At 69.0% G+C, this 21,328-nt stretch carries 23 protein-coding genes, 1 pseudogene and 1 riboswitch; of the genes and pseudogenes, 17 read left to right on the top strand and 7 right to left on the bottom strand.

Features of this window, described 5'->3' with window-relative positions; all coding sequences use genetic code 11:
• Window positions 1-65 precede the first annotated feature (65 nt).
• The gene (locus RCO38_RS00390) at window positions 66-1,268 is read right to left on the bottom strand and encodes an ABC transporter substrate-binding protein (RefSeq protein WP_308327297.1); all 1,203 of its coding nucleotides are present in this window, start codon (window positions 1,266-1,268) and stop codon (window positions 66-68) included.
• Window positions 1,269-1,588: 320 nt separating this feature from the next.
• Window positions 1,589-2,626 (bottom strand): LacI family DNA-binding transcriptional regulator, encoded by a 1,038-nt coding sequence (locus RCO38_RS00385; protein ID WP_308326293.1) that lies wholly within the window; start codon window positions 2,624-2,626, stop codon window positions 1,589-1,591.
• A gap of 150 nt (window positions 2,627-2,776) precedes the next feature.
• Between RCO38_RS00385 and RCO38_RS00380 the strand changes: the two genes are divergently transcribed.
• The 8 genes from RCO38_RS00380 (at window position 2,777) to creC (ending at window position 9,676) form a co-directional block, all read left to right on the top strand.
• A complete protein-coding gene (locus RCO38_RS00380) occupies window positions 2,777-3,304 on the top strand; it encodes a gluconokinase (RefSeq protein WP_308326292.1) in 528 nt (175 codons plus the stop codon).
• Window positions 3,301-3,807, top strand: coding sequence for a TRAP transporter small permease (locus RCO38_RS00375; protein WP_308326291.1), 507 nt, complete (start codon window positions 3,301-3,303; stop codon window positions 3,805-3,807). The genes RCO38_RS00380 and RCO38_RS00375 overlap by 4 nt, the downstream gene beginning before the upstream one ends.
• 4 nt (window positions 3,808-3,811) lie before the next feature.
• A complete protein-coding gene (locus tag RCO38_RS00370; protein ID WP_308326290.1) occupies window positions 3,812-5,104 on the top strand; it encodes a TRAP transporter large permease in 1,293 nt (430 codons plus the stop codon).
• A gap of 35 nt (window positions 5,105-5,139) precedes the next feature.
• A complete protein-coding gene (locus RCO38_RS00365) occupies window positions 5,140-6,153 on the top strand; it encodes a TRAP transporter substrate-binding protein (RefSeq protein ID WP_308326289.1) in 1,014 nt (337 codons plus the stop codon).
• Window positions 6,154-6,256: 103 nt separating this feature from the next.
• Window positions 6,257-7,105: a shikimate dehydrogenase gene (gene aroE / locus RCO38_RS00360; RefSeq protein WP_308326288.1), complete on the top strand. Its 849-nt coding sequence runs from the start codon at window positions 6,257-6,259 to the stop codon at window positions 7,103-7,105.
• 100 nt (window positions 7,106-7,205) lie between these two features.
• A complete protein-coding gene (locus tag RCO38_RS00355) occupies window positions 7,206-7,499 on the top strand; it encodes a hypothetical protein (protein ID WP_308326287.1) in 294 nt (97 codons plus the stop codon).
• 34 nt (window positions 7,500-7,533) lie between these two features.
• Window positions 7,534-8,232, top strand: a complete 699-nt coding sequence (gene creB / locus RCO38_RS00350) for a two-component system response regulator CreB (RefSeq protein WP_308326286.1) — start codon at window positions 7,534-7,536, stop codon at window positions 8,230-8,232.
• A 4-nt stretch (window positions 8,233-8,236) separates the two neighbouring features.
• On the top strand, window positions 8,237-9,676 hold the full coding sequence (creC, locus tag RCO38_RS00345) for a two-component system sensor histidine kinase CreC (RefSeq protein WP_308326285.1): 1,440 nt from the start codon (window positions 8,237-8,239) through the stop codon (window positions 9,674-9,676).
• 19 nt (window positions 9,677-9,695) lie between these two features.
• Here the strand turns inward: creC and RCO38_RS00340 are convergent, their stop codons facing one another.
• Window positions 9,696-10,250, bottom strand: a complete 555-nt coding sequence (locus tag RCO38_RS00340; RefSeq protein WP_308326284.1) for a PaaI family thioesterase — start codon at window positions 10,248-10,250, stop codon at window positions 9,696-9,698.
• Window positions 10,251-10,302: 52 nt separating this feature from the next.
• Here RCO38_RS00340 and RCO38_RS00335 point away from each other — a divergent pair, with 52 nt between their 5' ends.
• The 3 genes from RCO38_RS00335 to creD all read left to right on the top strand — a co-directional run bounded on the left by RCO38_RS00335 (window position 10,303) and on the right by creD (window position 13,558).
• Entirely contained in the window at window positions 10,303-10,773 is a 471-nt protein-coding gene (locus RCO38_RS00335; RefSeq protein WP_308326283.1) for a MarR family winged helix-turn-helix transcriptional regulator, read from the top strand.
• The gene (locus RCO38_RS00330; RefSeq protein ID WP_308326282.1) at window positions 10,766-12,127 is read left to right on the top strand and encodes an MATE family efflux transporter; all 1,362 of its coding nucleotides are present in this window, start codon (window positions 10,766-10,768) and stop codon (window positions 12,125-12,127) included. Before RCO38_RS00335 ends, RCO38_RS00330 begins: the two co-directional genes overlap by 8 nt.
• Before the next feature lie 87 nt (window positions 12,128-12,214).
• Window positions 12,215-13,558 carry a cell envelope integrity protein CreD gene (creD, locus tag RCO38_RS00325; RefSeq protein ID WP_308326281.1) on the top strand — a complete coding sequence of 448 codons (1,344 nt, stop codon included), beginning with the start codon at window positions 12,215-12,217 and terminating at the stop codon, window positions 13,556-13,558.
• A gap of 73 nt (window positions 13,559-13,631) precedes the next feature.
• On the opposite strand, the gene RCO38_RS00320 is transcribed toward creD, so the two are convergent.
• Window positions 13,632-14,102 carry an Lrp/AsnC family transcriptional regulator gene (locus tag RCO38_RS00320; protein ID WP_374694513.1) on the bottom strand — a complete coding sequence of 157 codons (471 nt, stop codon included), beginning with the start codon at window positions 14,100-14,102 and terminating at the stop codon, window positions 13,632-13,634.
• A gap of 145 nt (window positions 14,103-14,247) precedes the next feature.
• On the opposite strand from RCO38_RS00320, the gene RCO38_RS00315 reads away from it, so the two are divergent.
• Together RCO38_RS00315 and phhA are read left to right on the top strand one after the other, a co-directional pair.
• Window positions 14,248-14,556, top strand: a complete 309-nt coding sequence (locus tag RCO38_RS00315) for a 4a-hydroxytetrahydrobiopterin dehydratase (RefSeq protein ID WP_308326279.1) — start codon at window positions 14,248-14,250, stop codon at window positions 14,554-14,556.
• 1 nt (window position 14,557) lies between these two features.
• Window positions 14,558-15,436 carry a phenylalanine 4-monooxygenase gene (gene phhA / locus RCO38_RS00310; protein ID WP_308326278.1) on the top strand — a complete coding sequence of 293 codons (879 nt, stop codon included), beginning with the start codon at window positions 14,558-14,560 and terminating at the stop codon, window positions 15,434-15,436.
• Window positions 15,437-15,442: 6 nt separating this feature from the next.
• Here the strand turns inward: phhA and ribBA are convergent, their stop codons facing one another.
• Complete coding sequence (ribBA, locus tag RCO38_RS00305) at window positions 15,443-16,552, bottom strand: bifunctional 3,4-dihydroxy-2-butanone-4-phosphate synthase/GTP cyclohydrolase II (RefSeq protein ID WP_308326277.1); 1,110 nt, start codon at window positions 16,550-16,552, stop codon at window positions 15,443-15,445.
• Window positions 16,553-16,654: 102 nt separating this feature from the next.
• Window positions 16,655-16,830: riboswitch (FMN riboswitch) on the bottom strand.
• Between the two features lie 33 nt (window positions 16,831-16,863).
• Here ribBA and RCO38_RS00300 point away from each other — a divergent pair.
• The 4 genes and pseudogenes from RCO38_RS00300 to RCO38_RS00290 all read left to right on the top strand — a co-directional run bounded on the left by RCO38_RS00300 (window position 16,864) and on the right by RCO38_RS00290 (window position 19,334).
• The gene (locus tag RCO38_RS00300; RefSeq protein WP_308326276.1) at window positions 16,864-17,580 is read left to right on the top strand and encodes a hypothetical protein; all 717 of its coding nucleotides are present in this window, start codon (window positions 16,864-16,866) and stop codon (window positions 17,578-17,580) included.
• 10 nt (window positions 17,581-17,590) lie between these two features.
• A pseudogene (locus RCO38_RS24235) lies at window positions 17,591-17,782 on the top strand (VOC family protein); the annotation flags it as partial.
• A gap of 501 nt (window positions 17,783-18,283) precedes the next feature.
• A complete protein-coding gene (locus RCO38_RS24230) occupies window positions 18,284-18,901 on the top strand; it encodes an HD domain-containing protein (RefSeq protein WP_374694512.1) in 618 nt (205 codons plus the stop codon).
• Window positions 18,902-18,959: 58 nt separating this feature from the next.
• Window positions 18,960-19,334, top strand: coding sequence for a putative quinol monooxygenase (locus RCO38_RS00290; protein WP_308326274.1), 375 nt, complete (start codon window positions 18,960-18,962; stop codon window positions 19,332-19,334).
• 31 nt (window positions 19,335-19,365) lie between these two features.
• Here RCO38_RS00290 and RCO38_RS00285 read toward each other — a convergent pair whose 3' ends face one another.
• Window positions 19,366-19,734, bottom strand: coding sequence for a methylglyoxal synthase (locus RCO38_RS00285; RefSeq protein WP_308326273.1), 369 nt, complete (start codon window positions 19,732-19,734; stop codon window positions 19,366-19,368).
• Window positions 19,734-21,323 (bottom strand): glucose-6-phosphate isomerase, encoded by a 1,590-nt coding sequence (pgi, locus tag RCO38_RS00280; RefSeq protein ID WP_308326272.1) that lies wholly within the window; start codon window positions 21,321-21,323, stop codon window positions 19,734-19,736. Before pgi ends, RCO38_RS00285 begins: the two co-directional genes overlap by 1 nt.
• Between the last annotated feature and the right edge of the window lie 5 nt (window positions 21,324-21,328).

Genomic DNA, 21,328 nt, shown 5'->3' with positions numbered 1-21,328 from the left:
AGGGGAAAGCCCCTCTCCCGCGGGCGGGAGAGGGGGCGGTCAGGCCGGTCGGGGCCTGCGGCGGCTTACTTGTAGTAGCCGGCCTTCTTCATTTCGCGGTCGGCGGCGACCTGCGAGGCCTTCAGGGCGTCGTCGATGCTGGTCTTGCCGGCGAGCGCCGCGCTCATCTGCTGGCCCACGGCGATACCGATGGACTGGAACTCCGGAATGGCGGCGAACTGCACGCCGACGTACGGGCTCTTGGGCAGGGTCGAGTCGGTCGGGTTGGCCGATTCGATGGCCTTGAGCTCCGCCGCGGCGAAGCGGGCGGCCTTCTGGAACTCCGGCGAGGCGTAGGTCGACTTGCGGGTGCCGGTCGGCACGTTGGCCCAGCCGTTGGTCTTGGCCACCAGCTGGATGTACTCCTTGCTGGTCGCCCAGGTCACGAACTTCTGGGCGGCGTCGACCTTCTTCGAACCGGCGGGGATGGCCAGGTTCCAGGACCACAGCCAGTTCGCGCCCTTGGGCGTCACGGCGGTGGGGGCCTGGGCGAAGGCCATCTGGTCGGCGACCTTGGACTGCTTGGGGTCGCTCACGAACGAGGCGGCGATGGTGGCGTCGATCCACATGCCGCACTTGCCCGAGTTGGTCAGCGCCAGGATTTCGTTGAAGCTGTTGTTCGACGAGCCGGGCGGGCCGTAGTTCTTCAGCAGGTCGACGTAGAAGCCGATGGCGTCCTTCCAGGGCTTGCTCTCCAGCTGGGGCTTCCAGCTCATGTCGAACCACTGGCCGCCGTGCGTGTTCACCAGGGTGGACAGAAAGGCCATGTTGTCGCCCCAGCCCGGCTTGCCGCGCAGGCAGATGCCGTAGGTGTTGGGCGGGTTGTGGATCTTCTTGGCCAGGTCGGCGATCTGGGGCCAGGTCGGATTGTCCGCGACCTTGATGCCGGCCTTGTCGGCCAGGTCCTTGCGGTACATCAGCATGGACGACTCGCCGTAGAACGGCGCGGCGAACAGCTTGCCGTCCACCGTCAGGCCGCCGCGCACGGCGGGCAGCAGGTCGTTCACGTCGTAGGCGGCGTCGGTCTTGAGCTCGGTGAGCCAGCCCTTCTTGCCCCAGATCGGCGCTTCGTACATGCCGATGGTCATGATGTCGAACTGGCCGCCCTTGGTGGCGATGTCGGTCGTCACGCGCTGGCGCAGCACGCCTTCTTCCAGCGTGACCCACTTGAGCTTGATGTCGGGGTTGGCGGCCTCGAAGTTCTTCGAGAGCTTCTGCATCTCGATCATGTGGCCGTTGTTCACGGTCGCGATCACGAGTTCGGTGGCGGCGTGGGCGCCCGCGGCGGCCAGCAGGCCGGCGGCGCACACGGTGGCAAGTCGGAAATTCACAGCTTGTCTCCTGAGGTGGATGGGAGGTGTTTTGGGTTCAACGGTGTCTGAAACCGTGGAGCGGATTCTGGGCACCTTCTGACCCGCGGTTTGTACGCAAATCGGTCGGATATGTACTTGTTTGCGCCATAGGGCTGGGATTAACCCTATGTATCGGCAAAAAGTATGTGAAGCCCGCAAAAGGGTACTTCGCGGGTGCAGCAAGGTATCGGAAAGGCTCAGGTGGAGGCGCGCAGCCGCAACTCGAAACCCAGGTCCACCGAATGGCGGGCAGGCGTGTCGCCGCGCATCAGGCTCAGCAGCATCTGCGCGCTGGCCTCTCCGATGGCGCCGCGCGGCGTGGCCACGGTGGTCAGCGGCGGCAGCATCTGGTCGCTGCCCGAGAGGTCGTTGAAACCGGCCACCGCCAGCCGGTGCGGCACGGCCACGTCCAGGCGCAGCGCGGCCAGCAGCCCGCCCTGGGCCAGGTCGTCGTTGCAGAAGAAGACGGCGTCGCAGCCGGGCTGCTCGCGCAGCAGCCGCTCCAGCAGCTCGCCGCCCAGCGCCATCGAGGAGGGCCGCGGATCGAGCCATTCCAGCGCCGGGTCGTACAGGCCCGCGCTCTGCAGCGCACGGCGGTAGCCCTCGGCGCGCTGCAGGGTGCGCGGGTCGAGCTGGGCGGCGGCGAAGGCGATGCGACGCCGGCCCCGCGCCAGCAGGTGGCGCGTGATGGCCTCGCCCGCGTCGCGCTGCGAGAAGCCGACGCAGTACAGCGCCGGGTCGGTGGACAGCTCCATCAGGTGCACGCAGGGCACACCGCTGTGCGCCATCAGCTCGCGCGTGGCGGCGTTCTGGTCGATGCCGGTCACCAGCAGGCCCGCCGGCCGGTGCTGCAGCTGCTCGCGCAGCAGCTGCTCCTCCTCGTCGGGGCTGTAGTGGGTGATGCCGATCAGCGTCTGGTAGCCGGCCGGTCGCAGCGTGCGCTGCACCGCCTCCAGCAGGTCGACGAACAGGGCGTTGGACAGCATCGGGATCAGCACCGCGACGTGCGAGCCGTGGCGCGAGGCCAGGGCGCGCGCCGCGGGGTCGGGCACGTAGCGCAGTTGCTGGGCCGCTTCCTTGACCCGCGCCGCCAGCACCGGGTCCACGGTGCGCTCGCCGCGCAGGGTGCGCGAGACGGTGATCGGGCTCACGCCGGCCAGCGCGGCCACGTCGGCCAGGGTCACCCGGCCGGTGGCTCGGGGGCGGGAAGGTAGCGGCGGTGGGGCGGGTGGCATCAGGGTTTGTCCGGGTGTCGGCGAAGAATGATAGCCGTAAGATAGCGCTATCTTTAGCGGACGGACACCCTCGAAAACCCGAGCCGTCCCGAAGCCCGGCCTGGCCACAGGCCGTTTTTTCTTCCGACAAAAGATAGCGCTATCTCAAACATGAACACGGTTCAAAATGCGTCGCTGGTGGTGATGGGCGTGGCCGGTTGCGGCAAGTCCAGCCTGGGCGCCGGACTGGCACAACGCCTCGGGCTGCCGCTGATTGAAGGCGACGACCACCACAGCGCCGCAAGTCGGCAGAAGATGCGCGAGGGTGTTGCCCTGACCGACGCCGACCGCGCCGGCTGGCTGGAGACGCTGGCCGGGCTGCTGGCCCGCTCGCCCGGCGGTGTGGTGCTGACCTGCTCGGCGCTGCGGCGCGCCTACCGCGAGCAGCTGCGCGCCGCGGCTCCGGGCCTGCGCTTTGTCTTCATCGACATCGCGCCGGCGCTGGCCCGCGAGCGCGTGGCCGCGCGCTCGGCGCACTTCTTCAACACCGCGCTGGTGGACAGCCAGTTCGCCACGCTCGAATCGCCGGTGGGCGAGTCCGGCGTACTGCGTGTGGACGCGGCCGAACCCCTGCCGCGGCTGCTGGACCAGGTGGTCGCCTGGGCCGCCGCCCCTTCCCCGAGCCAGGAGGCCGCATGAGCACGTCCGACAACTCCAGAGCGCATCCCGCGCAGCGCGTGGCCCAGACCCTGATGGCCGCCTGTCTGGCGGTGATGGCCTGTTCCGTGTTTCTCAACGTGGTGCTGCGCTACGGCTTCGGCAGCGGCATCGCCGCCAGCGAAGAACTCTCGCGCCTGCTGTTCGTCTGGATGGTGTTTCTCGGCGCCGCCGCGGCCTACCCGGCCGGCGAACACATGGCCTTCACCAGTCTGGTCGGTCTGCTGCGCAAGCGCCCGCTGGCGTTCAAGGCCGCGACGCTGCTGATCCGCCTGCTGGTGCTGCTGGCCTGCGTGCTGCTGGGCCGAGGCGCCTGGCAGCAGGTGGTGGTGGGCATGGACAGCCACTCGGTGGTGCTCAAGGCACCGGCCGCGCTGCTGCCGCTGCCGGCGCTGCTGTGCGCCATCGCCATCGGTGCCATGGTGGTGTGGGAAATCGTGAAGGCCAGGCCGCTCGATCTTGGCCACAACGTGGACGTGGAGTGATGCGATGAGCCTCGAAGCACAAGCCTTCATCGTCTTCGTCCTCGGCATGCTGGTGCTCATGGGCATCGGCATGAATATGGCCTTCGCCCTGCTGCTCACCGGCGCCGCCATGGCCTGGGTGATGGACTTCTTCGACACCCAGCTGCTGGCCCAGAACATGGTGGCCGGCGTGGACAGCTTCCCGCTGCTGGCCGTGCCCTTCTTCATCCTGGCCGGCGAGCTGATGAACAGCGGCGGCATCAGCCGGCGCATCATCGAAATGGCGCAGACCTGGGTCGGCCACATCCGCGGCGGCCTGGGCTTCGTGGCCATCGGCGCGGCGGTGCTGATGGCCAGCATGAGCGGCTCGGCCCTGGCCGACACCGCGGCGCTGGCCACCATCCTGCTGCCCATGATGCGCGAGCACGGCTACCCCATGCACCGCTCGGCCGGGCTGATCGCCTCGGGCGGCATCATCGCGCCCATCATCCCGCCGTCCATGCCGTTCATCATCTACGGCGTCACCACCAACACCTCGATCTCGGCGCTGTTCCTCTCGGGCATCGTGCCCGGCCTGATGATGGGCGCGGCGCTCATCGTCACCTGGAAGATCGTGCTCAAGGGCATGGACCTGCAGGACAACCCGCCCGTGCCCATGGCCGGCCGGCTGCGCGCCACGGCCCGCGCGTTCTGGGCGCTGCTGATGCCGCTGATCATCATCGGTGGCATGAAGAGCGGCGTGTTCACGCCCACCGAGGCCGCCGTGGTGGCCGCCTTCTACGCGCTGGTGGTGTCGCTGTTCATCCACCGCGAGATGAAGATCGGTCAGCTGCACGGTGTGCTGGTGCGCGCCGCGCGCACCACTGCGGTGGTGATGTTCCTCTGTGCCGGTGCGCAGGTGGCGAGCTACATGATCACCTTGGCCGACCTGCCGGGCGTGCTGGGCGGATGGCTGGGGCCCCTGGTGGAGAACCCGCGCCTGCTGATGGCGGTGATGATGGTCGTGCTGGTGCTGATCGGCACCGCGCTGGACCTCACGCCCACCATCCTGATCTTCGCGCCGGTGATGCTGCCCATCGCCGTCAAGGCCGGCATCGATCCCGTGTATTTCGGCCTGATGTTCGTGCTCAACGGCGCCATCGGCCTCATCACGCCGCCCGTGGGCACGGTGCTCAACGTGGTGGCCGGCGTGGGCCGCCTGCCCATGCACCAGGTCATCAAGGGCGTGAACCCCTTCCTGCTCAGCTACGTGCTGGTGCTGGCCCTGTTCGTGTTGTTCCCGCAGATCGTCACCGCCCCCGTGGCGTGGATGCGCTGATTCATTCGTTCGCTTTTTCACCCAAGGAGACTGCCATGTCCATCTTCCGCCGCACCCTGATCGCCGCCACCGCCGTGGCCGCGTTCACCGCTCCGCTTGCCGCCTTCGCCCAGGACATCAAGCCGCGCCTGATCCGCTTCGGCTACGGCCTCAACGAAGACTCCAACCAGGGCCGCGCCGTCAAGCTGTTCGCGCAGGAGGTCGAGAAGGCCTCCGGCGGCAAGATGAAGGTGCGCGCCATCGGCGCCGCCGCGCTCGGCTCGGACGTGCAGATGCAGCAGGCCCTGATCGGCGGCGCGCAGGAAATGATGGTCGGCTCCACCGCCACCCTGGTCGGCATCACCAAGGAAATGGCGATCTGGGACACGCCTTTCCTGTTCAACAACGCCAAGGAAGCCGATGCGGTGCTCGACGGCCCGGTGGGCCAGAAGGTGATGGACAAGCTGCAGGAAAAAGGCCTGGTGGGCCTGGTGTACTGGGAGAACGGTTTCCGCAACCTCACCAACAACAAGCAGCCCGTGGCCAAGCTGGAAGACCTGAACGGCATCAAGCTGCGCGTGATGCAGAACGACGTGTTCCTCAACAGCTTCAAGACCCTGGGCGCCAACGCCATCCCGCTGCCGTTCTCCGAGCTGTTCACCGCGCTGGAGACCAAGACCGTCGACGGCCAGGAGAACCCCTACAACACCATCCTGTCGAGCAAGTTCTACGAGGTGCAAAAGTACCTGACCGTGACCAACCACGTCTACAGCCCGTGGATCGTCACCGTGAGCAAGAAGTGGTGGGACGGCTTGTCCAAGGACGAGCAGAAGGTGCTGGCCGACGCCGCGAAGAAGAGCCGCGACTTCGAGCGCCAGGACACGCGCGCCGAAGCCGCCAAGGCCCTGGGCGACCTCAAGGCCAAGGGCATGCAGGTGAACGAACTCAGCCCGGCCGAAGCCAACCGCATGCGCGAAAAGCTGGGCGCCGTCAACGCCAGCATCGCCGCCAACGTGGGTGAGGCGCTGTGGAAGGACACGCAGGCTGCCGTGGCCGCTGCGCGCAAGTGAATGTCTCCGGCGCCCGCCAGGCGGCGGGCGTTTTTCCCAAGCCGGTCTTGCCCCAGACCGGCTTTTTTGTTTTCATGGGGCCCCTCATTCGACGGGTGCCGCCATGAACTTCCTCCACACCCTCACCGGTTCCTTCGCACAGCCCGCCGCCGAGAACCCGACGGTGGCCATGATCGAGGCCGCCTACCGGCACCACGGCATGGAATGGCGCTACGTCAACTGCGAGGTGCCGCCCGAGAGGCTGGCCGACGCCGTGCGCGGCGCGCGTGCCATGGGCTGGGCCGGCTTCAACTGCTCGCTGCCGCACAAGATGACCGTGATCGAGCACCTTGATGGCCTGGCACCGTCGGCGCAGATCATCGGTGCGGTCAACACCGTGGTGCTGCAGGGGGACCTGTTGGTGGGCGAGAACACCGACGGCCAGGGCTTTGTGGAGGCGCTGCGCCCGGCCTGCACCATCGAAGGCCAGCGCGTGCTGCTGTTCGGCGCCGGGGGCGCGGCGCGCGCCGTGGCGGTGGAACTCGCGCTGGCCGGTGCAGCGCACATCACCGTGGTCAACCGCGGGCGGCTGCGCGGCCAGGAGCTGGCCGACCTGATCACGGCAAAGACCAGCGCCACCGCCGAGTACCTGCACTGGCAGCCGGCGATGCCGGTCCCGGCCGGCACGGGCGTCGTGGTCAACGCGACCTCCATCGGTCTGTTCCCCGATGTGGAAGACCAGCTCGAAATCGACTGGACCACCCTGCGCCCCGGCACGGTGGTCGCCGATGCCATCCCCAACCCGCCGCGCACCCACCTCATCCGCACCGCCGAAGCCGCCGGCTGCACCGTGCTCGACGGCCTGGGCATGCTGGTGAACCAGGGCGCGGTCGCGATCCGGCTGTGGAGCGGGGTGGAGGTGGACCGGGGGGTGATGCGCCGGGAGCTGGAGAGGGTGCTGGGGGTGGTGTGAGCAGCGCAGCAGCGCAATCGTCCGCCGTTAGACTTCTTGACCGCTCGCAGTTCGTTCTGAAGTGCGTCCGTATTCAAGATGACCAAACGGAGGGTTTGACATGCTTCTCATGCAATCGCGACTTGGGGTTCTCTTTTCAGTTGTCGCTCTCGCGGGATGCGCCACTGGTGTCGTGGCTACCGACAAAGGGGCCTACATGACGTCAAAGACCAGTGCAGGCGGTGCATTCGGGAGTTCTCAGGCACTGCTTGCTGAGCTGTACGAGGAGGCCAATCAGCACTGCTCAAAGACAGGTCAAGCTGTAGAGACAGTCACCGCAAATCCTGAAAACGGCATTCCGTTTGTGCGTCCCGCCAGAGCATCATTGCATTTCAAATGCGTCGCCAAACAGTGACCACTCGGAACTGATGGCCTGCCCCGTTGCGTTCATGCTCAACATCCTTCTGCTCGAAGACGAACCCGCCATCGCCGACACGCTGCTCTACACACTGCGCAGCGAGGGCTTCGAGGTCACCCACGTCACCCTCGCGCGTGAAGCGCTGGCAGCGTTTGCGAACCAACCGCCCGACCTCGCCATCCTCGACGTCGGCGTGCCCGACGGCAACGGCTTCGACGTCTGCCGCGCCATCCGAAAGACCAGCGAACTGCCCATCGTCTTCCTGACCGCGCGCAGCGAGGAGATCGACCGTGTGCTCGGTCTGGAGCTGGGTGCGGACGACTACGTGAGCAAGCCGTTTTCGCCGCGCGAGGTCTGCGCGCGGGTCAAGGCGATCCTGCGGCGCACGGCGAACGGAAAGGCGGCGGAGCAGGGCGCTGCGCCGGCCACCGCCGGGGCTGCCGCGCTCCGCCTGGACGAGACGGCGCAGCGCATCGCCTGCGGCGGTGGCTACCTCGCGCTCACACGCTACGAGTACCTGCTGCTGGCGACGCTGTTGCGGCGCCCAGGCCGCATCTTCTCGCGCGCCGAGCTGATGGACCTGGTCTGGGCCGATGCGCCTGACACCCTGGACCGCACGGTCGATGCCCACATCAAGCTGCTGCGCGCCAAGCTGCGCGAGCGCGGCCTGTCGCCCGAGCTGATCCAGACGCACCGGAACATGGGGTATTCGCTGAGCCTGCCGGTCTGAGCCCATGCGCATCGGCCTCCGCCTCCTGCTCGCTTTCTTCCTGGTGCTCGGCCTGTCGCTGTTCGTTGTGCTGCGCGTGTTCGTCGAGGAGGTCAAACCCGGCACGCGGCTGGCGATGGAGGACAGCCTGGTCGATGCGGCGAACGCGCTGGCGCTGGTGGCGGCGCCGGACCTGAATGCCGGGACCATCGCCAGCGGCCCCTTCGCGCAGGCCCTGTCGAAGCTGCCCACCGTGGACCCGGGCGCGACGATCTGGGGCTTTCGCAAGTCGCGCATCGACTACCGCGTCACCGTGACCGATGCGCGCGGCATCGTCGTGTTCGACAGCCGCGGGCAGGACGTGGGCAAGGACCATTCCCAGTGGAACGACGTGCTGCGCACGCTGCGCGGCGAGTACGGCGCGCGTTCCAGCGGCGAGAGCGCCTACGACGCCGACCGCACGGTGATGCACGTGGCGGCGCCGGTGCGCGATGGTGCGCGCATCATCGGCGTGCTCACCGTCTCGCGGCCGAACCAGACGCTGGAGCCCTACATCCAGCGCAGCCGCGACCGCATCCTCCACTGGTCCTGGGTGCTGCTGGGGCTGTCGCTGGCGATCGGCCTGCTGTTCACCTGGTGGATTGCGAGCTCGCTCTCGCGGCTGCGCGGCTACGCCAACGCGGTGGCGCGCGGCGAGCGGGCCGAGCTGCCGCGCATGGGCCGGCTCTCGGGCAACACCGAGTTCGCCGACCTTGCGCAGGCGGTGGAGCGCATGCGCCTGAAGCTCGAAGACAAGGCCTATGTCGAGAACTACGTGCACACGCTGACGCACGAGCTCAAGAGCCCGCTGGCAGCGATCCGCGGTGCGGCCGAGCTGCTGCAGGAGCCGATGCCCGAGGCCGACCGCGAGCGCTTCGCCGGCAACATCCAGCGCCAGACCGAGCGCCTGCAGCAGCTGATCGACCGGCTGCTGGCGCTGGCCGACGTGGAGCAGCTGCGGCAGCTGCGCACGGTGGAGCCGGTGGACATCACGGCGCTCACGCGCGAGCTGCTGCACACGGCCGAGCCGCGGCTGCGGCGCAAGGGCTTGCAGATTCAGACCTCGCTGGACGAGGGCGCCACGGTGCGCGGTGACCGCTTCCTGATCGCGCAGGCGCTGCAGAACCTGCTGGACAACGCCATCGACTTTTCACCGCAGGGTGGCGCGCTGGCGGTGTCGGCGCGGCGGGTGGACGGGCAGGTGGCGTGGTCGGTGCGCGACGAGGGGCCGGGTGTGCCCGACTACGCGGCCGACCGCATCTTCGAGCGCTTCTACTCGCTGCCGCGCGCCGACACGCAGGAAAAAAGTTCGGGCCTGGGGCTGTGCCTGGTGAAGGAGGTCAGCGAGCTGCACGGCGGCGCGCTGCGCATCGAGAACGTGGACCATCCGCGCGGCTGCCGCGCGAGCTGGACGCTGCCGGTCTGACCCGCCGCCGGCCCGCGGCTCAGCGGCCGGCGCGCGCCGCCGCGTCGAAGATGAAGCAGGTGGTGGTGGCGTGGGCGTAGAGCTTGCCGTCGGGGCCGACGATGCGGGCCTCGGCGGTCGCCATCTGCCGGCCGCTGTGGATGACTTTGCCGATGGCGCGCAGCGGGCCGGTCCGGTCGCTGGCGGCGCGCACGATGTTCAGGCCGAGTTCGGCCGTGGTGTAGCCGGTGCCGGCGGGCAGTTTGGTCTGCACCGCGCAACCCAGCGCCGAATCCAGCAGGGTGGCGTACCAGCCGCCGTGCACCGTGCCCAGCGGGTTGTAGTGTTTGAACTGCGGTTCGCCCTGGAACACCGCATGGCCGTCGCCGACCTCGATCAGGAAGAAGCCCAGGGTTTCGCTGATGGGCGGGTAGGGCAGCTCGCCGCACAGCAGTGCCTGCATGATCTCCAGCCCCGTCTTGCCGGCGATCTGTTCGGGCCGGGCCACGCCGGCCTTGCCGCCACCGGCTTCGATGCGCTGACGAACGGCGGCTTCTTCCTGCTCCCAGCGCAGGCGGATGTTTTCGGTGTCCATGGCATGTCCTCAAAACAGTTGCATATGCAATCATTGTAGATACAATCATTCCATGACCGCAAGCACCTCCCCCAAAACCCTGCCGCAGGGCTGCACCAACCTCAAGCTGCGCCAGTTCATGCGCCGTGTGAGCCAGTTCTACGACGCCGAGATGGCGCAGGTGGGGCTCAAGACCACGCAGTACTCGCTGCTCTCCTACGTCGACAAGCTCGGGCCGGTGCGACCCGGCGAACTGGCGGAAGGCCTGAAGATGGACGCCTCCACGCTCACGCGCAACCTCAAGCCGCTGGTGGACGCCGGCTGGGTGGTGGTGGAGGCCGGCGAGGACGCGCGCAGCCGCCGGGTCAGCCTCACGCCCGCCGGCCGCGAGAAGCGCGCCGAGGCCAAGCGGCGCTGGAAGGTGGCCCAGACGGGCATCAACCGCCTGCTCGGCGAGGACCAGGTGGTCGCACTGCACGCGCTGATCGACGCGTCGATGGACAAGCTTGCACCCGAAGCGGCCGGGGGTGAAGGCGATGAGTGAACCCGGCGCGGCCGCGCCCAATCCCCTGCTCACCGCGCCCATCCTGCCGACGCTGCTGCGTTTCGCGCTGCCCAACATGGTGGCCATGCTGGCGACTGCGCTGGCGGCGATTGCCGAAACCGCCTACGTCGGCCGCTTCGGTTCGCCCGCGCTGGCCGGCATGGCGCTGGTGTTTCCCTTCGTGATGTTCCAGATGATGCTGTCGGCCGGGGCCATGGGGGGCGGCGTGTCCTCGGCGGTGAGCCGTGCGCTGGGTGCGGGCGACGCCGCGCGAGCCAACGCGCTGGCGGTGTACGCGGTGTGGATCGCGCTGGCCGCCGGTGTGGTCTACATGGTGGCCATGCTCACGCTGGGCGAGGCCCTGCTGTCGGCATTGGGTGGGCAGGGCGAGGCGCTGGCCCAGGCCATGGCCTATGCCCACGTGGCGTTTCTCGGGTCGGTGTTCGTCTGGCTGGTGAACACGCTGGCCTCGGTGATCCGGGGCGCGGGGAACATGGCCACGCCCTCGGTGACGCTGTTTGCCGTGGCGCTGCTGCAGGTGGCGCTGGGCGGGGTGCTCGGGCTCGGCTGGGGGCCATTCCCGCGCCTGGGCATGGCGGGGGTTGCGGCCGGCAGTGTGGTTGCCTACGGGGCCGGGGCCGCCTGGCTGTGGTGGCACCTGGCCTCGGGCCGGGCCCGCATCGCGCTGGACATGCGCGCCACGCGTTTCGAGCGCGCGCTGTTCGCCGACATCCTGCGCGTGGGTGCGGTGGCCTGCATCTCGCCGCTGCAGACCGTGCTGACCATCCTCATCCTCACGCGGCTGGTGGCGCAGTTCGGCACCGACGCGCTGGCGGGCTACGGCATCGGCACGCGGCTCGAATTCCTGCTGGTGCCGGTGGCGTTTGCCGTGGGTGTGGCCTCGGTGCCGCTGGTGGGCATGGCCATCGGCGCCGGCCGCATCGCCCGCGCGCGCCGCGCGGCCTGGACGGCCGCCGCTCTGGCGACGGCCATCCTGGGCGGGCTGGGCCTGATCGTGACGCTGGCGCCGAACCTCTGGACCGGCCTGTTCTCCCAGGACCCGGCGGTGCTGGACGCGGCGGCCGGCTACTTCCGGTGGGCCGGCCCGGTCTACGGCCTGTTCGGCCTGGGCCTGTCGCTGTACTTCTCGTCGCTGGGCGCGGGCAAGGCGGTGGGGCCAGTGCTGGCGGGCACGCTGCGGCTGGTGATGGTGGCCGGCGGTGGCCTGCTGCTGGCGATGTGGCAGACACCCACCTGGACCATCTTCGCGCTGCTGTCGGCGGGCATGGCGGTGTACGGCGTGAGTTCAGTGGTCTTCGTTCGCCTCACTCCCTGGGGTGTGGAGAAGGCCTGATCCGTTTCACATTCGCTTCACACAGGCTGCGTGGGCGCCGCACAGGCGCTTTGAAGAATCGCTCCATCCCAACACAAGGAGCGAGAAGTGAACCGGTTTCCCCTGCTGAGCAAGACCGCCGTCATCGGCTTTCTGATGGTCCTGCTGCTGATTCCCCTGTCCATGGTGCGCGAGGTCATCGCCGAGCGAACGGCCAACCGCCACGACGCCGCGCAGGAGGTGGCCCGGGCCCACGCCGGCACGCAGACCCTCACCGGGCCGGTGCTGCACGTGCCTTACACCGAGACCTTCACCCGGAAGGTGGTGGTCGACGTGGCGCGCCACATCGAGCGCGAAGAGACAGTCAAGGAACACCGCGTCGCGACGGTGTTCCCGCAAACCATGGACACGCGCAGCCGTCTCACGACCGAGGTGCGCTGGCGCAGCATCTTTCCGGTCACGGTCTACAACAGCCGGCACGACAGCGCCGGGCGTCTGGTGTGGAACGGTGTGGCGCCGCGCGAGAAGGGCGGCCAGATCACGCTGGGCCAGCCCTGGCTGACCTTCGGCGTGAGCGACCTGCGCGGGCTGCAGGGCCAGCCTGAACTGACGCTCGCGGGGCAGACGCTGACGGTCACCGCGGCGCCCGCCGATGCGGATCTGCCGCTCCCCCTGGCCGCAGCCCTCGGCGCCGAGCTGTTGCAGCCCGGCGCCACGCTGGACTTCACCCTGGGCACGGACCTGGCCGGCACTGGGCAGATCGGCTTCGTGCCGCTGGCCGACGACAACAAGGTCAGCCTGGTTTCCGCCTGGCCGCACCCGAGCTTTGGTGGCGACTTCCTGCCGCGCCAGCGCACGGTGAACGCCCACGGCTTCGAGGCCCGATGGAGCGTGCCGTCGCTCTCCACCCAGGCCCAGCAGCAGTTCCTGTCGCAGGGCAAGGAGCGGGTGACCATGGACAGCTTCTCGGTGTCGCTGGGTGACCCTGTCGACGTCTACCGCCTGACCGAGCGCGCCACCAAGTACGGCCTCATGTTCATCGTGCTGACCTTCGCCGCCTTCTTCGTGCTGGAGATGGTCAAGCGCTGGCGCATCCACCCGATGCAGTACCTGATGATCGGCGCGGCCCTGGTGCTGTTCTTCCTGCTGCTGCTCTCGCTGTCGGAACAGCTGGGCTTCTTCGTCGCCTACCTGGCCGCCAGCGCCGCCTGCATCGCGCTGCTGACGCACTACCTGCGCCACGTGCTCGGCGGCTGGCGCCCCGCGCTGGGCATCAGCGGCCTGCTGGTGGCGCTCTATGGCGTGCTCTACGGCATCCTGCAATCCGAGGACAACGCCCTGGTGATGGGCTCGCTGCTGCTGTTCGGCGTGCTGGCCGCGGTCATGGTCGCCACGCGCAAGATCGACTGGTACAGCGTGATGGGCGGCCGCGAGCCGGGCGCCCATGCGTGAAACCTGCGAGCGTTCGCACCGCCGCGCCGCGATGGCGCTGCTGGCCGGCGCCTGGCTCGGGCGCCGCCTGGATTCACTCCAGCGGCAGCGCGCCCGTGCACTTGAGCTCGTTGAGGCAGATGCTCGAGCGCACGCCGCTGACGCCGGGCTGCTGCGCCAGCGTGCCGAGCAGGAAGTCGGACAGGCCCTTGAGATCGTGCGCGACCACCTTGCAGACGTAGTCGAAGTCGCCGGTCACCGCGTAGCACTCCAGCACCTGCGGCATCTTGCCGACGGTGCGCTGGAACTTCAGCACCTCCTTGTGCTGCCCGCGCTCCATCGAGATGTGCACGAAGGCGGTGACGCCCAGGCCCAGCCGGTCGGCGTCCAGCCGCGCCTCGTAGCGCCGGATCACGCCCATGGCCTCCAGCCGACGGTGGCGCCGGTTGCACTGCGCCGGTGAGAGGTGCACCAGGCCGGCCAGTTCCTGGTTGCTGATGCGGCCGTTGGCCTGCAGCGCGGCCAGTATGCGCCGGTCCAGGCGGTCGAGGGCGGCGGCGTGCAAGGAATCCTTGCCGATGTCTTCGTTCATGAAAGGGTCTCTCGTGAAAGCGGGTGATCGTGGGCACAAACGAGAGCAAATTGTCCGCCAGGCGGCGCAAACTGCACAGCTCTCGGGCCTTGCAGAGCCCGTCAAAAGGAGACAGACCATGACACCGCTGGACGCCGATTCCCTGAAGCACCACCTCGCCGGCCTGCCCGGCTGGACCCACCATCCCGAGCGCGGCGCCATCTCGCGCAGCTTCCGCTTCGCCAACTTCGCCGAGGCCTTCGGCTTCATGGCCCAGATGGCCGCGGTGTCGGAGCGGCTGGACCACCACCCCGAGTGGTTCAACGTCTACAACCGCGTGGACGTGACGCTCACGACCCACGACGCCGACGGCCTGTCCGTGCGCGACATCACCTGGGCCAAGGCCGCCGACGGCGCCTACGCCGCGTTCCAGCGCAACGGAGGTTGAGATGCTGGCCGAACCCGTTGCCGCCAAACACGGCCTGGCTGCCGGCGAGGCCGGCCGCCCCGCCAACGCCGACTGGACCATCGACCAGGGCTGGGACCACTACAGCGCCGCCGAACACGCCACCTGGAAGACCCTGTTCGAGCGCCAGACCAGGCTGCTGCCCGGCCGCGCCTGCGACGAGTTCGTGCAGGGCATGAAGGACCTGCCCATCGGCCCGGAGCAGATCCCCGACTTCCGGCGCCTCTCGGACGTGCTGATGCAGCGCACCGGCTGGCAGGTGGTGGCCGTGCCGGGCCTGGTGCCCGACGACGTGTTCTTCGAACACCTGGCCAACCGGCGTTTTCCCGCGGGCCACTTCATCCGCAAGCCGCACGAGCTGGACTACCTCGAGGAGCCCGACGTGTTCCACGATGTGTTCGGTCACGTGCCCATGCTGATGAACCCGGCCATTGCCGACTTCATCCAGGCCTACGGTCAGGGCGGGCTGCGCGCGCAGCAGCTGGGTTGCCTGCCGCAGCTGGCGCGGGTGTACTGGTACACCATCGAGTTCGGTCTGCTGCAGCAGCGCGACGGCCTGCGCATCTATGGGGCGGGCATCGCCTCGTCGTTCACCGAATCGGTGTTCTGCCTCGACAGTCCCTCGCCCAACCGGGTGCGTTTTGATCTGGAACGCGTGATGCGCACGCACTACCGCATCGACGACTTCCAGGAGAGCTACTTCGTGATCCGCGACCTCGACGAGCTGCTGGACTTCACCCGCGTCGACTTCGCGCCGCTGTACCAGCGCGCGCTGAACGCCCGCGAGCTGCAGCCCGGCGACCTGCTGCCCGACGACGTGCTGTTCCAGCGCGGCGATGGCAGCTACCACCGCGCGCGCTAGGCCTGATCAGGCCGGCGAGACGAAGCTTTCAGCGACGAGGCCGTAGGCGCCCATACTCGGGAAGCGGCGCGGGTTGCCCAGCACCTTCATGCGCGAGATGCCCAGGTCGCGCAGGATCTGGGCTCCCAGGCCATAGGTGCGCAGGTCGGCGTCGTTGCCGGGCTCGCTGCGCTGCTTGGCGGCGCGCGGCTGGCGGGCTGCGGCGATCAGGTCCTCGGACGACTCGGTGGGGTTGAGCAGCAGGGCCACGCCCTTGCCCTCGGCCTTGATCGCGCCGAGCGCAGCCTGCAGCGGCCAGGAGTGCGGGCTGCTGGCGGTGTCGAGCCAGTCCATCAGCGACAGCGGCTCGTGCACACGCACCATCACCTGTTCGTCGGCGTTCCACTGGCCGAAGGTCAGCGCCAGGTGGGCGCCACCGAACTCGTCCTGGTAGGTGTGCAGGTCGAACTCGCCGTAGGGCGTGGCGACCGGACGCACCGCCACCTGGCGGACCAGGCGCTCGTTCTGGCTGCGGTAGCGGATCAGGTCGGCGATCGAGCCGAGCTTGATGCCGTGCTGCTGGGCGAACTCCACCAGGTCGGGCAGGCGCGCCATGGTGCCGTCGTCCTTCATGATTTCGCAGATCACCGCCGCCGGCTGCAGGCCGGCCAGCGCGGCAAGGTCGCAGCCCGCCTCGGTGTGCCCGGCGCGCATCAGCACACCGCCCGCCGCGGCGCGCAGCGGGAACACGTGACCGGGCTGCACCAGGTCGGTGGGGGCGCTCTCGCGCGCCACGGCGACCTGGATGGTGCGCGCACGGTCGGCGGCCGAGATGCCGGTGTCGACGCCGGTGGCGGCCTCGATGGAGACGGTGAAGGCGGTGCTGTGCTTGGTGCCGTTGCGCGAGGCCATGGGCGGCAGCTGCAGGAAGTCGCAGCGCTCGGCGGTCAGCGTCAGGCAGATCAGGCCGCGGCAGAAGCGGGCCATGAAGTTGATGGCCTCGGGCGTGATCTTGTCGGCGGCGATGATGACATCGCCTTCGTTTTCGCGGTTCTCGTCGTCGACGAGCACGACCATGCGGCCGGCCGCGATGTCGGCCACGAGTTCGGGGATGGGGGCGAGCTGGAATTCGGACATGGCTTCGGTCGTCAGGGTTGAACGGGTTGCAGGAACACCGCTCGCAGGGCGCGACAAAGCCAAGCCAGCCCCGGCGCTGCACGAGCGCGTGGCTGGGTTGGGTTGCGTGTCTCTTTCATCCGGACTGTGACCGTCGGCCATGGCTTCGGCGCTGCGCGGGGCATGGCCTTCCATGTCTGCTGACCCTGCCGACATGAGCCAGCAGGCGCTCGCGGGCTCCCTCGGCCGAAGCCTCGGACACCGCCGGTGGGGAGTTTCACCCCGCCCTGAGAACGTCGGGGTGAATTATGCCCGCGGCTACCATTGCCCGCATGAACCGACTCGACACCGAACGCCAGCGACTCTTCGCCTCCGATCCCGACGCGGCCGCCGAAGGCCGGGTGCGCCACCTGGTGCTCGCCCTCTGTGGCCCGTCCGACTGGGCGCCGCTGTCGGCCGTCTGGCGCGGCGTGCAGGCCGATCTGGACCTGCCTGCACCGGCCATCGCGGTCAACGGCGTGGACGCCTTCGAACTCTGGTTCTCGCTCGCCGATCCGGTGCCGGCCCACACGGCGGCCGCCTTCCTCGACGGTCTGTGCGACCGCTACCTGGGCGAGGTGGCGCCGGCGCGCCGCCGCTGCTGGCCGTCGTCCGACCCTGGCCTGCAGGTGGAACCGTCGCGTGTGCCGCAGCTGCAGGCAGAGACCGGCCGCTGGTCGGCCTTCGTCGCGCCCGACCTGGCCGCCGTGTTTGGCGACGACCCCTCGCTCGACGTTCCGCCGGGCGAGGAGGCGCAGGCCGACCAGCTTGCGCGCCTGAAGTCGGTCACCCGCGCCGAGTTCCAGATTGCCGTGGCGCGGCTGACGCCCGAACCTTCGCCCTTCCTGCCGGCGGTGCAGGCGCCGGTGCCCGCGGTCGTGACCCCGGCGGCCGCACCGGCCAGCGCGATGCGACGCCACGACGACCCGCGCCAGTTCCTGCTCGACGTGATGAACGACCCGTCGGTGGCGATGGAGTTGCGCATCAAAGCGGCCAAGGCGCTGCTCTGAACGGCCTGCGATGACCCTGGCCATCGACCACATCTTCCTGTTCATTGACCCTGAAGGCTCGGAGATCGGCGCGCTCAGGCGACTGGGCCTGAGTGAAACCTACCGTCGCGCGCACCCGGGGCAGGGCACGGCCAACGCCTGCTTCGCCTTCGACAACCTCTACCTCGAACTGCTCTGGCTCACCAGCGAGACCGAGGCGCGCAGTGCGCACGTCGCCCGCACGCGCCTGTGGGAACGCAGCCAGTGGCGTTCGACGCAGGCCTGTCCGTTCGGGGTGGCGGTCCGTGGCGATCTGGACGCCGCGGGCGTGCCCACCTGGGCTTACCGGCCGCCGTACCTGGCGCAGGTCCTGCCCGCCGGAGCCGGCATTCCGGTGGCGAGCGCCAGTGACGACCCGGCCTTGCCGATGGTGTTCGTCTCGCCCGGGAACGAGCGCCCGGCGCAGTGGCCCGATGAGCGAAAGGGCGCGCTGCAGCAGGCGGCGGGCTTCCGCAGCGTTGTGTCGATCGAACTCGGCTCACCATCTCGCGCCGCCTCGGCGCCGCTGCTGCGCACCCTGACCTCTTCAAGTCCGCCAGTGCACGTCACGAAGCGGGCCGACGGGCAACACAGCCTGAGGCTCGCGCTCGCCAACCAGGAGGGGCATCACACCCACACGCTGGACCTCGCCTCCACCGCCACTGGGCTTTGGCGTGTCTCGCTCATCGATGAGGGCTTGCCGCAGCGCTCCTGGCGGCGCGCCTGGGCGGCGCTGGGCCTGAGCGCGCCCGAGGGCCTGTGGGAGAAGCTGATGGACGCCTGGGCCGAGCCGCATCGCCACTACCACTCGCAGCAACACCTGCGCGAATGCCTGGCCTTGCTGGAACCGGCGCTGGACCTGGCGCAACAGCCCGGCGAGGTCGAGCTGGCCCTGTGGTTCCACGACGCGGTCTACGACCCGCAAGGCAAGGGCAACGAGCAGCGCAGCGCCGACTGGGCCGTTGAATCGCTCGCGCTGGCCGGCGCGGGCCGGGATGTGCAGCAGCGGGTGCACGCGCTGATCATGGCGACCTGCCACGACGCCGAGCCGGTGGACGATGACGCGCGCCTGCTGGTCGACATCGACCTTGCGATCCTCGGTGCCGACCCGGCGCGCTTTGCCGAGTACGACGCGCAGGTGTGCGAGGAGTACCGCTGGGTGCCGGGCTGGCTGTACCGGCGCAAGCGCAAGGAGGTGCTGGCGGGGTTTCTCAAGCGGCCGGTGATCTATGGGACGGCGTGGTTCAGGGAGCGGTTCGAGGGGCGGGCGCGGGAGAACCTGACGCAGGCAACACGCCGATAGCTTGCGAGTGCAGAATGTTTTGCGGGCGACCCGCCCGTCAAGACACAAGGAGACAAGGATGTTCACCCTCGATACCTGCTGCACCCTGGTGCCGTACTTCGAAGTCCAGGACGGCCAGCTCGACGCGTTCAAGGCGCTGGGACCGCAGTTTGTGGCGAAGACCCGCACCGAGCCCGGCTGCGTGCACTACGCCTTCTCCTTCAACGGGAACAGCGCCCACTGCCGCGAGGGTTATGACGACGCGGCGGCTGTGCTGGCCCATCTGCAGAACGTGGGTGAACTGCTCGGAGAGGCCCTGAAGATCGCGAAGATCGTCCGCCTGGAGGTGCACGCGCCGGCGGCGGAGGTGGAGAAGCTGCGCGGGCCGATGGCCAGCCTCAACCCGCAGTTCTTCGTGCTGGAAGAGGGCATCCGCCGCAGCGGCGGGGCCTGAGCGCCGTTTCGCCGGGCGCCGCCGTCGAGGCTCAGCGGCGTCCCACCTCGCCCAGCAGCATCCGCGCCGTCGCAATGTTCGTCGCACACGGCACGTTGTGCACGTCGCAGGCGCGCACCAGGGCGTTGATGTCGGGTTCGTGGGGCTGTGCGGTCATGGGGTCGCGCAGAAAGATCACCGCGTCGACCTCGCCCACCGACAGACGCGCGCCAATCTGTAAATCGCCGCCCAGCGGGCCGCTGAGCAGGCGTTCCACCGTCAGGCCCACCTCGTTCTGCAGCCGCCCACCGGTGGTGCCGGTGGCCATGAGGGTGTGCTGCTTCAGCAAGGGAGCGAACTCGGTGGCCAGGGCCACCATGTCGTCCTTCTTGCGGTCGTGGGCGACGAGGGCGATGCGCATCAGCCTTGCTTTTCCATTGATTTGGCCATGGTCTTGCCCAGCTCCACGCCCCACTGGTCGTAGGCATTGATGCCCCACACCGCGGCCTGCACGAACACCTTGTGTTCGTACAGCGCGATCAGGGCGCCCAGGCGGTGCGGGCTGAGCTGGTCGATCCAGAGCACGCTGTTGGGCACGTCGCCCGCAAAAGCGCGCTGGGTCACGAGCGGGGCGGCTTGCTCAGCGGTCTGGCCTTCGGCCATCAGGGCCTTGAGTGTGTCGGCGGCGTTGCGGCCGACGGCCAGGGCCTGCGACTGCGCGCGCAGGTTGAGGTTGACCACGCGGTGGTGTTCGGCTGCCAGCGGCAGCGGCGTGTCTTCGGTCTCGACGCCGACGAACTCCACCGGCACGCGGTGCGTGCCCTGGTGCAGCAGCTGGAAGTAGGCGTGCTGCCCGTCGATGCCCAGGCCGCCCCAGAGAATGGGGCCGGTGCCAGTCTCCACGGGTTGTCCGTCCTTGTGGGTGCGCTTGCCGTTACTCTCCATGTCCATCTGTTGCACGAAGGGCGCGAAGCGCACCAGGCGGCTGGGGTAGCAGCTGAGCAGCTGCGTCGGGCAGTGGAGGAAGTTGCGGTTCCACACGCCGCTCATCGCCAGGATGACGGGCAGGTTCTGTTCCAGGGGGGCGGAGCGGAAGTGCGCGTCCATCGCCTGGCCGCCGGCCAGGAATTCGCGGAAGGCTTTTGCGCCGATGGCCATGGCCAGCGGCAGGCCCAGCGCGGACCACACGGAGTACCGGCCACCGACCCAGTCCCAGAAGGTGAAGGTGTGTTCGGCGGGGTAGCCGGCGGCGCTGGACTTCTGCGGTGCGGCGGTGATGGCGACCAGGTGCGCGCTCTGCGCCGCGCCGGTGACGCCACCGTCTTCCAGCCAGCGGCGGGCGCTGGCGGCGTTGGTCATGGTTTCCTGCGTGGTGAAGGTCTTGCTCGCGACGATGACCAGGGTGGTCTTGGGGTCCAGGCCGCGCAGCGTGCTGTGCAGCGCCCAGGCGTCGGGGTTGCTGACGAAGTGCACGCGCAGGCCGGTCTTGCCGTCGCTGCACAGCGGGGCCAGCGCGTCGGCGGCCATGCGCGGGCCGAGGTCCGAGCCGCCGATGCCGATGTTCACCACGTCGGTGAAGGCGGCGCCGGTGCTGCCCTTGACCTCACCGGCGCGCACGCGCTCGGCGAAGGCGCAGACGCGGTCCAGCTCGTTCTGAACGAGTTGCTGGATCTCGCTGCCCCAGGGAGCGTCGTCGCCGGTGGCGCCGGGCGTGCCGCGCAGGGCCACGTGCAGCACCGCGCGCTGCTCGCTGGTGTTGATGACCTCGCCCGCGAACATGGCGTCGCGCTGCGCTTCGACCTGCGCTTCGCGCGCCAGCTGCAGCAGGGCGGCCAGAATGGCGCCGTCGAAGGCCTGCCGGGTGTAGTCCAGGCGGATGCCGGTGCCGTCGGCGGCGGCCTGCATCGCATCGCGGCCGGGCTGGGCCAGGCGCTCGCGCAGGTGCGGCTGCGGCAGGGCGGCGAACTCGGTGAGGGTCTGCCAGGCGGGCAGGGCGGCGGGATTGGTCATGGTGG

The organism is Hydrogenophaga pseudoflava, from assembly GCF_031020795.1.
GTDB classification, from domain to species: Bacteria; Pseudomonadota; Gammaproteobacteria; order Burkholderiales; family Burkholderiaceae_C; genus Hydrogenophaga; species Hydrogenophaga pseudoflava_A.
This window is presented reverse-complemented; position numbering and strand designations above follow the sequence as displayed.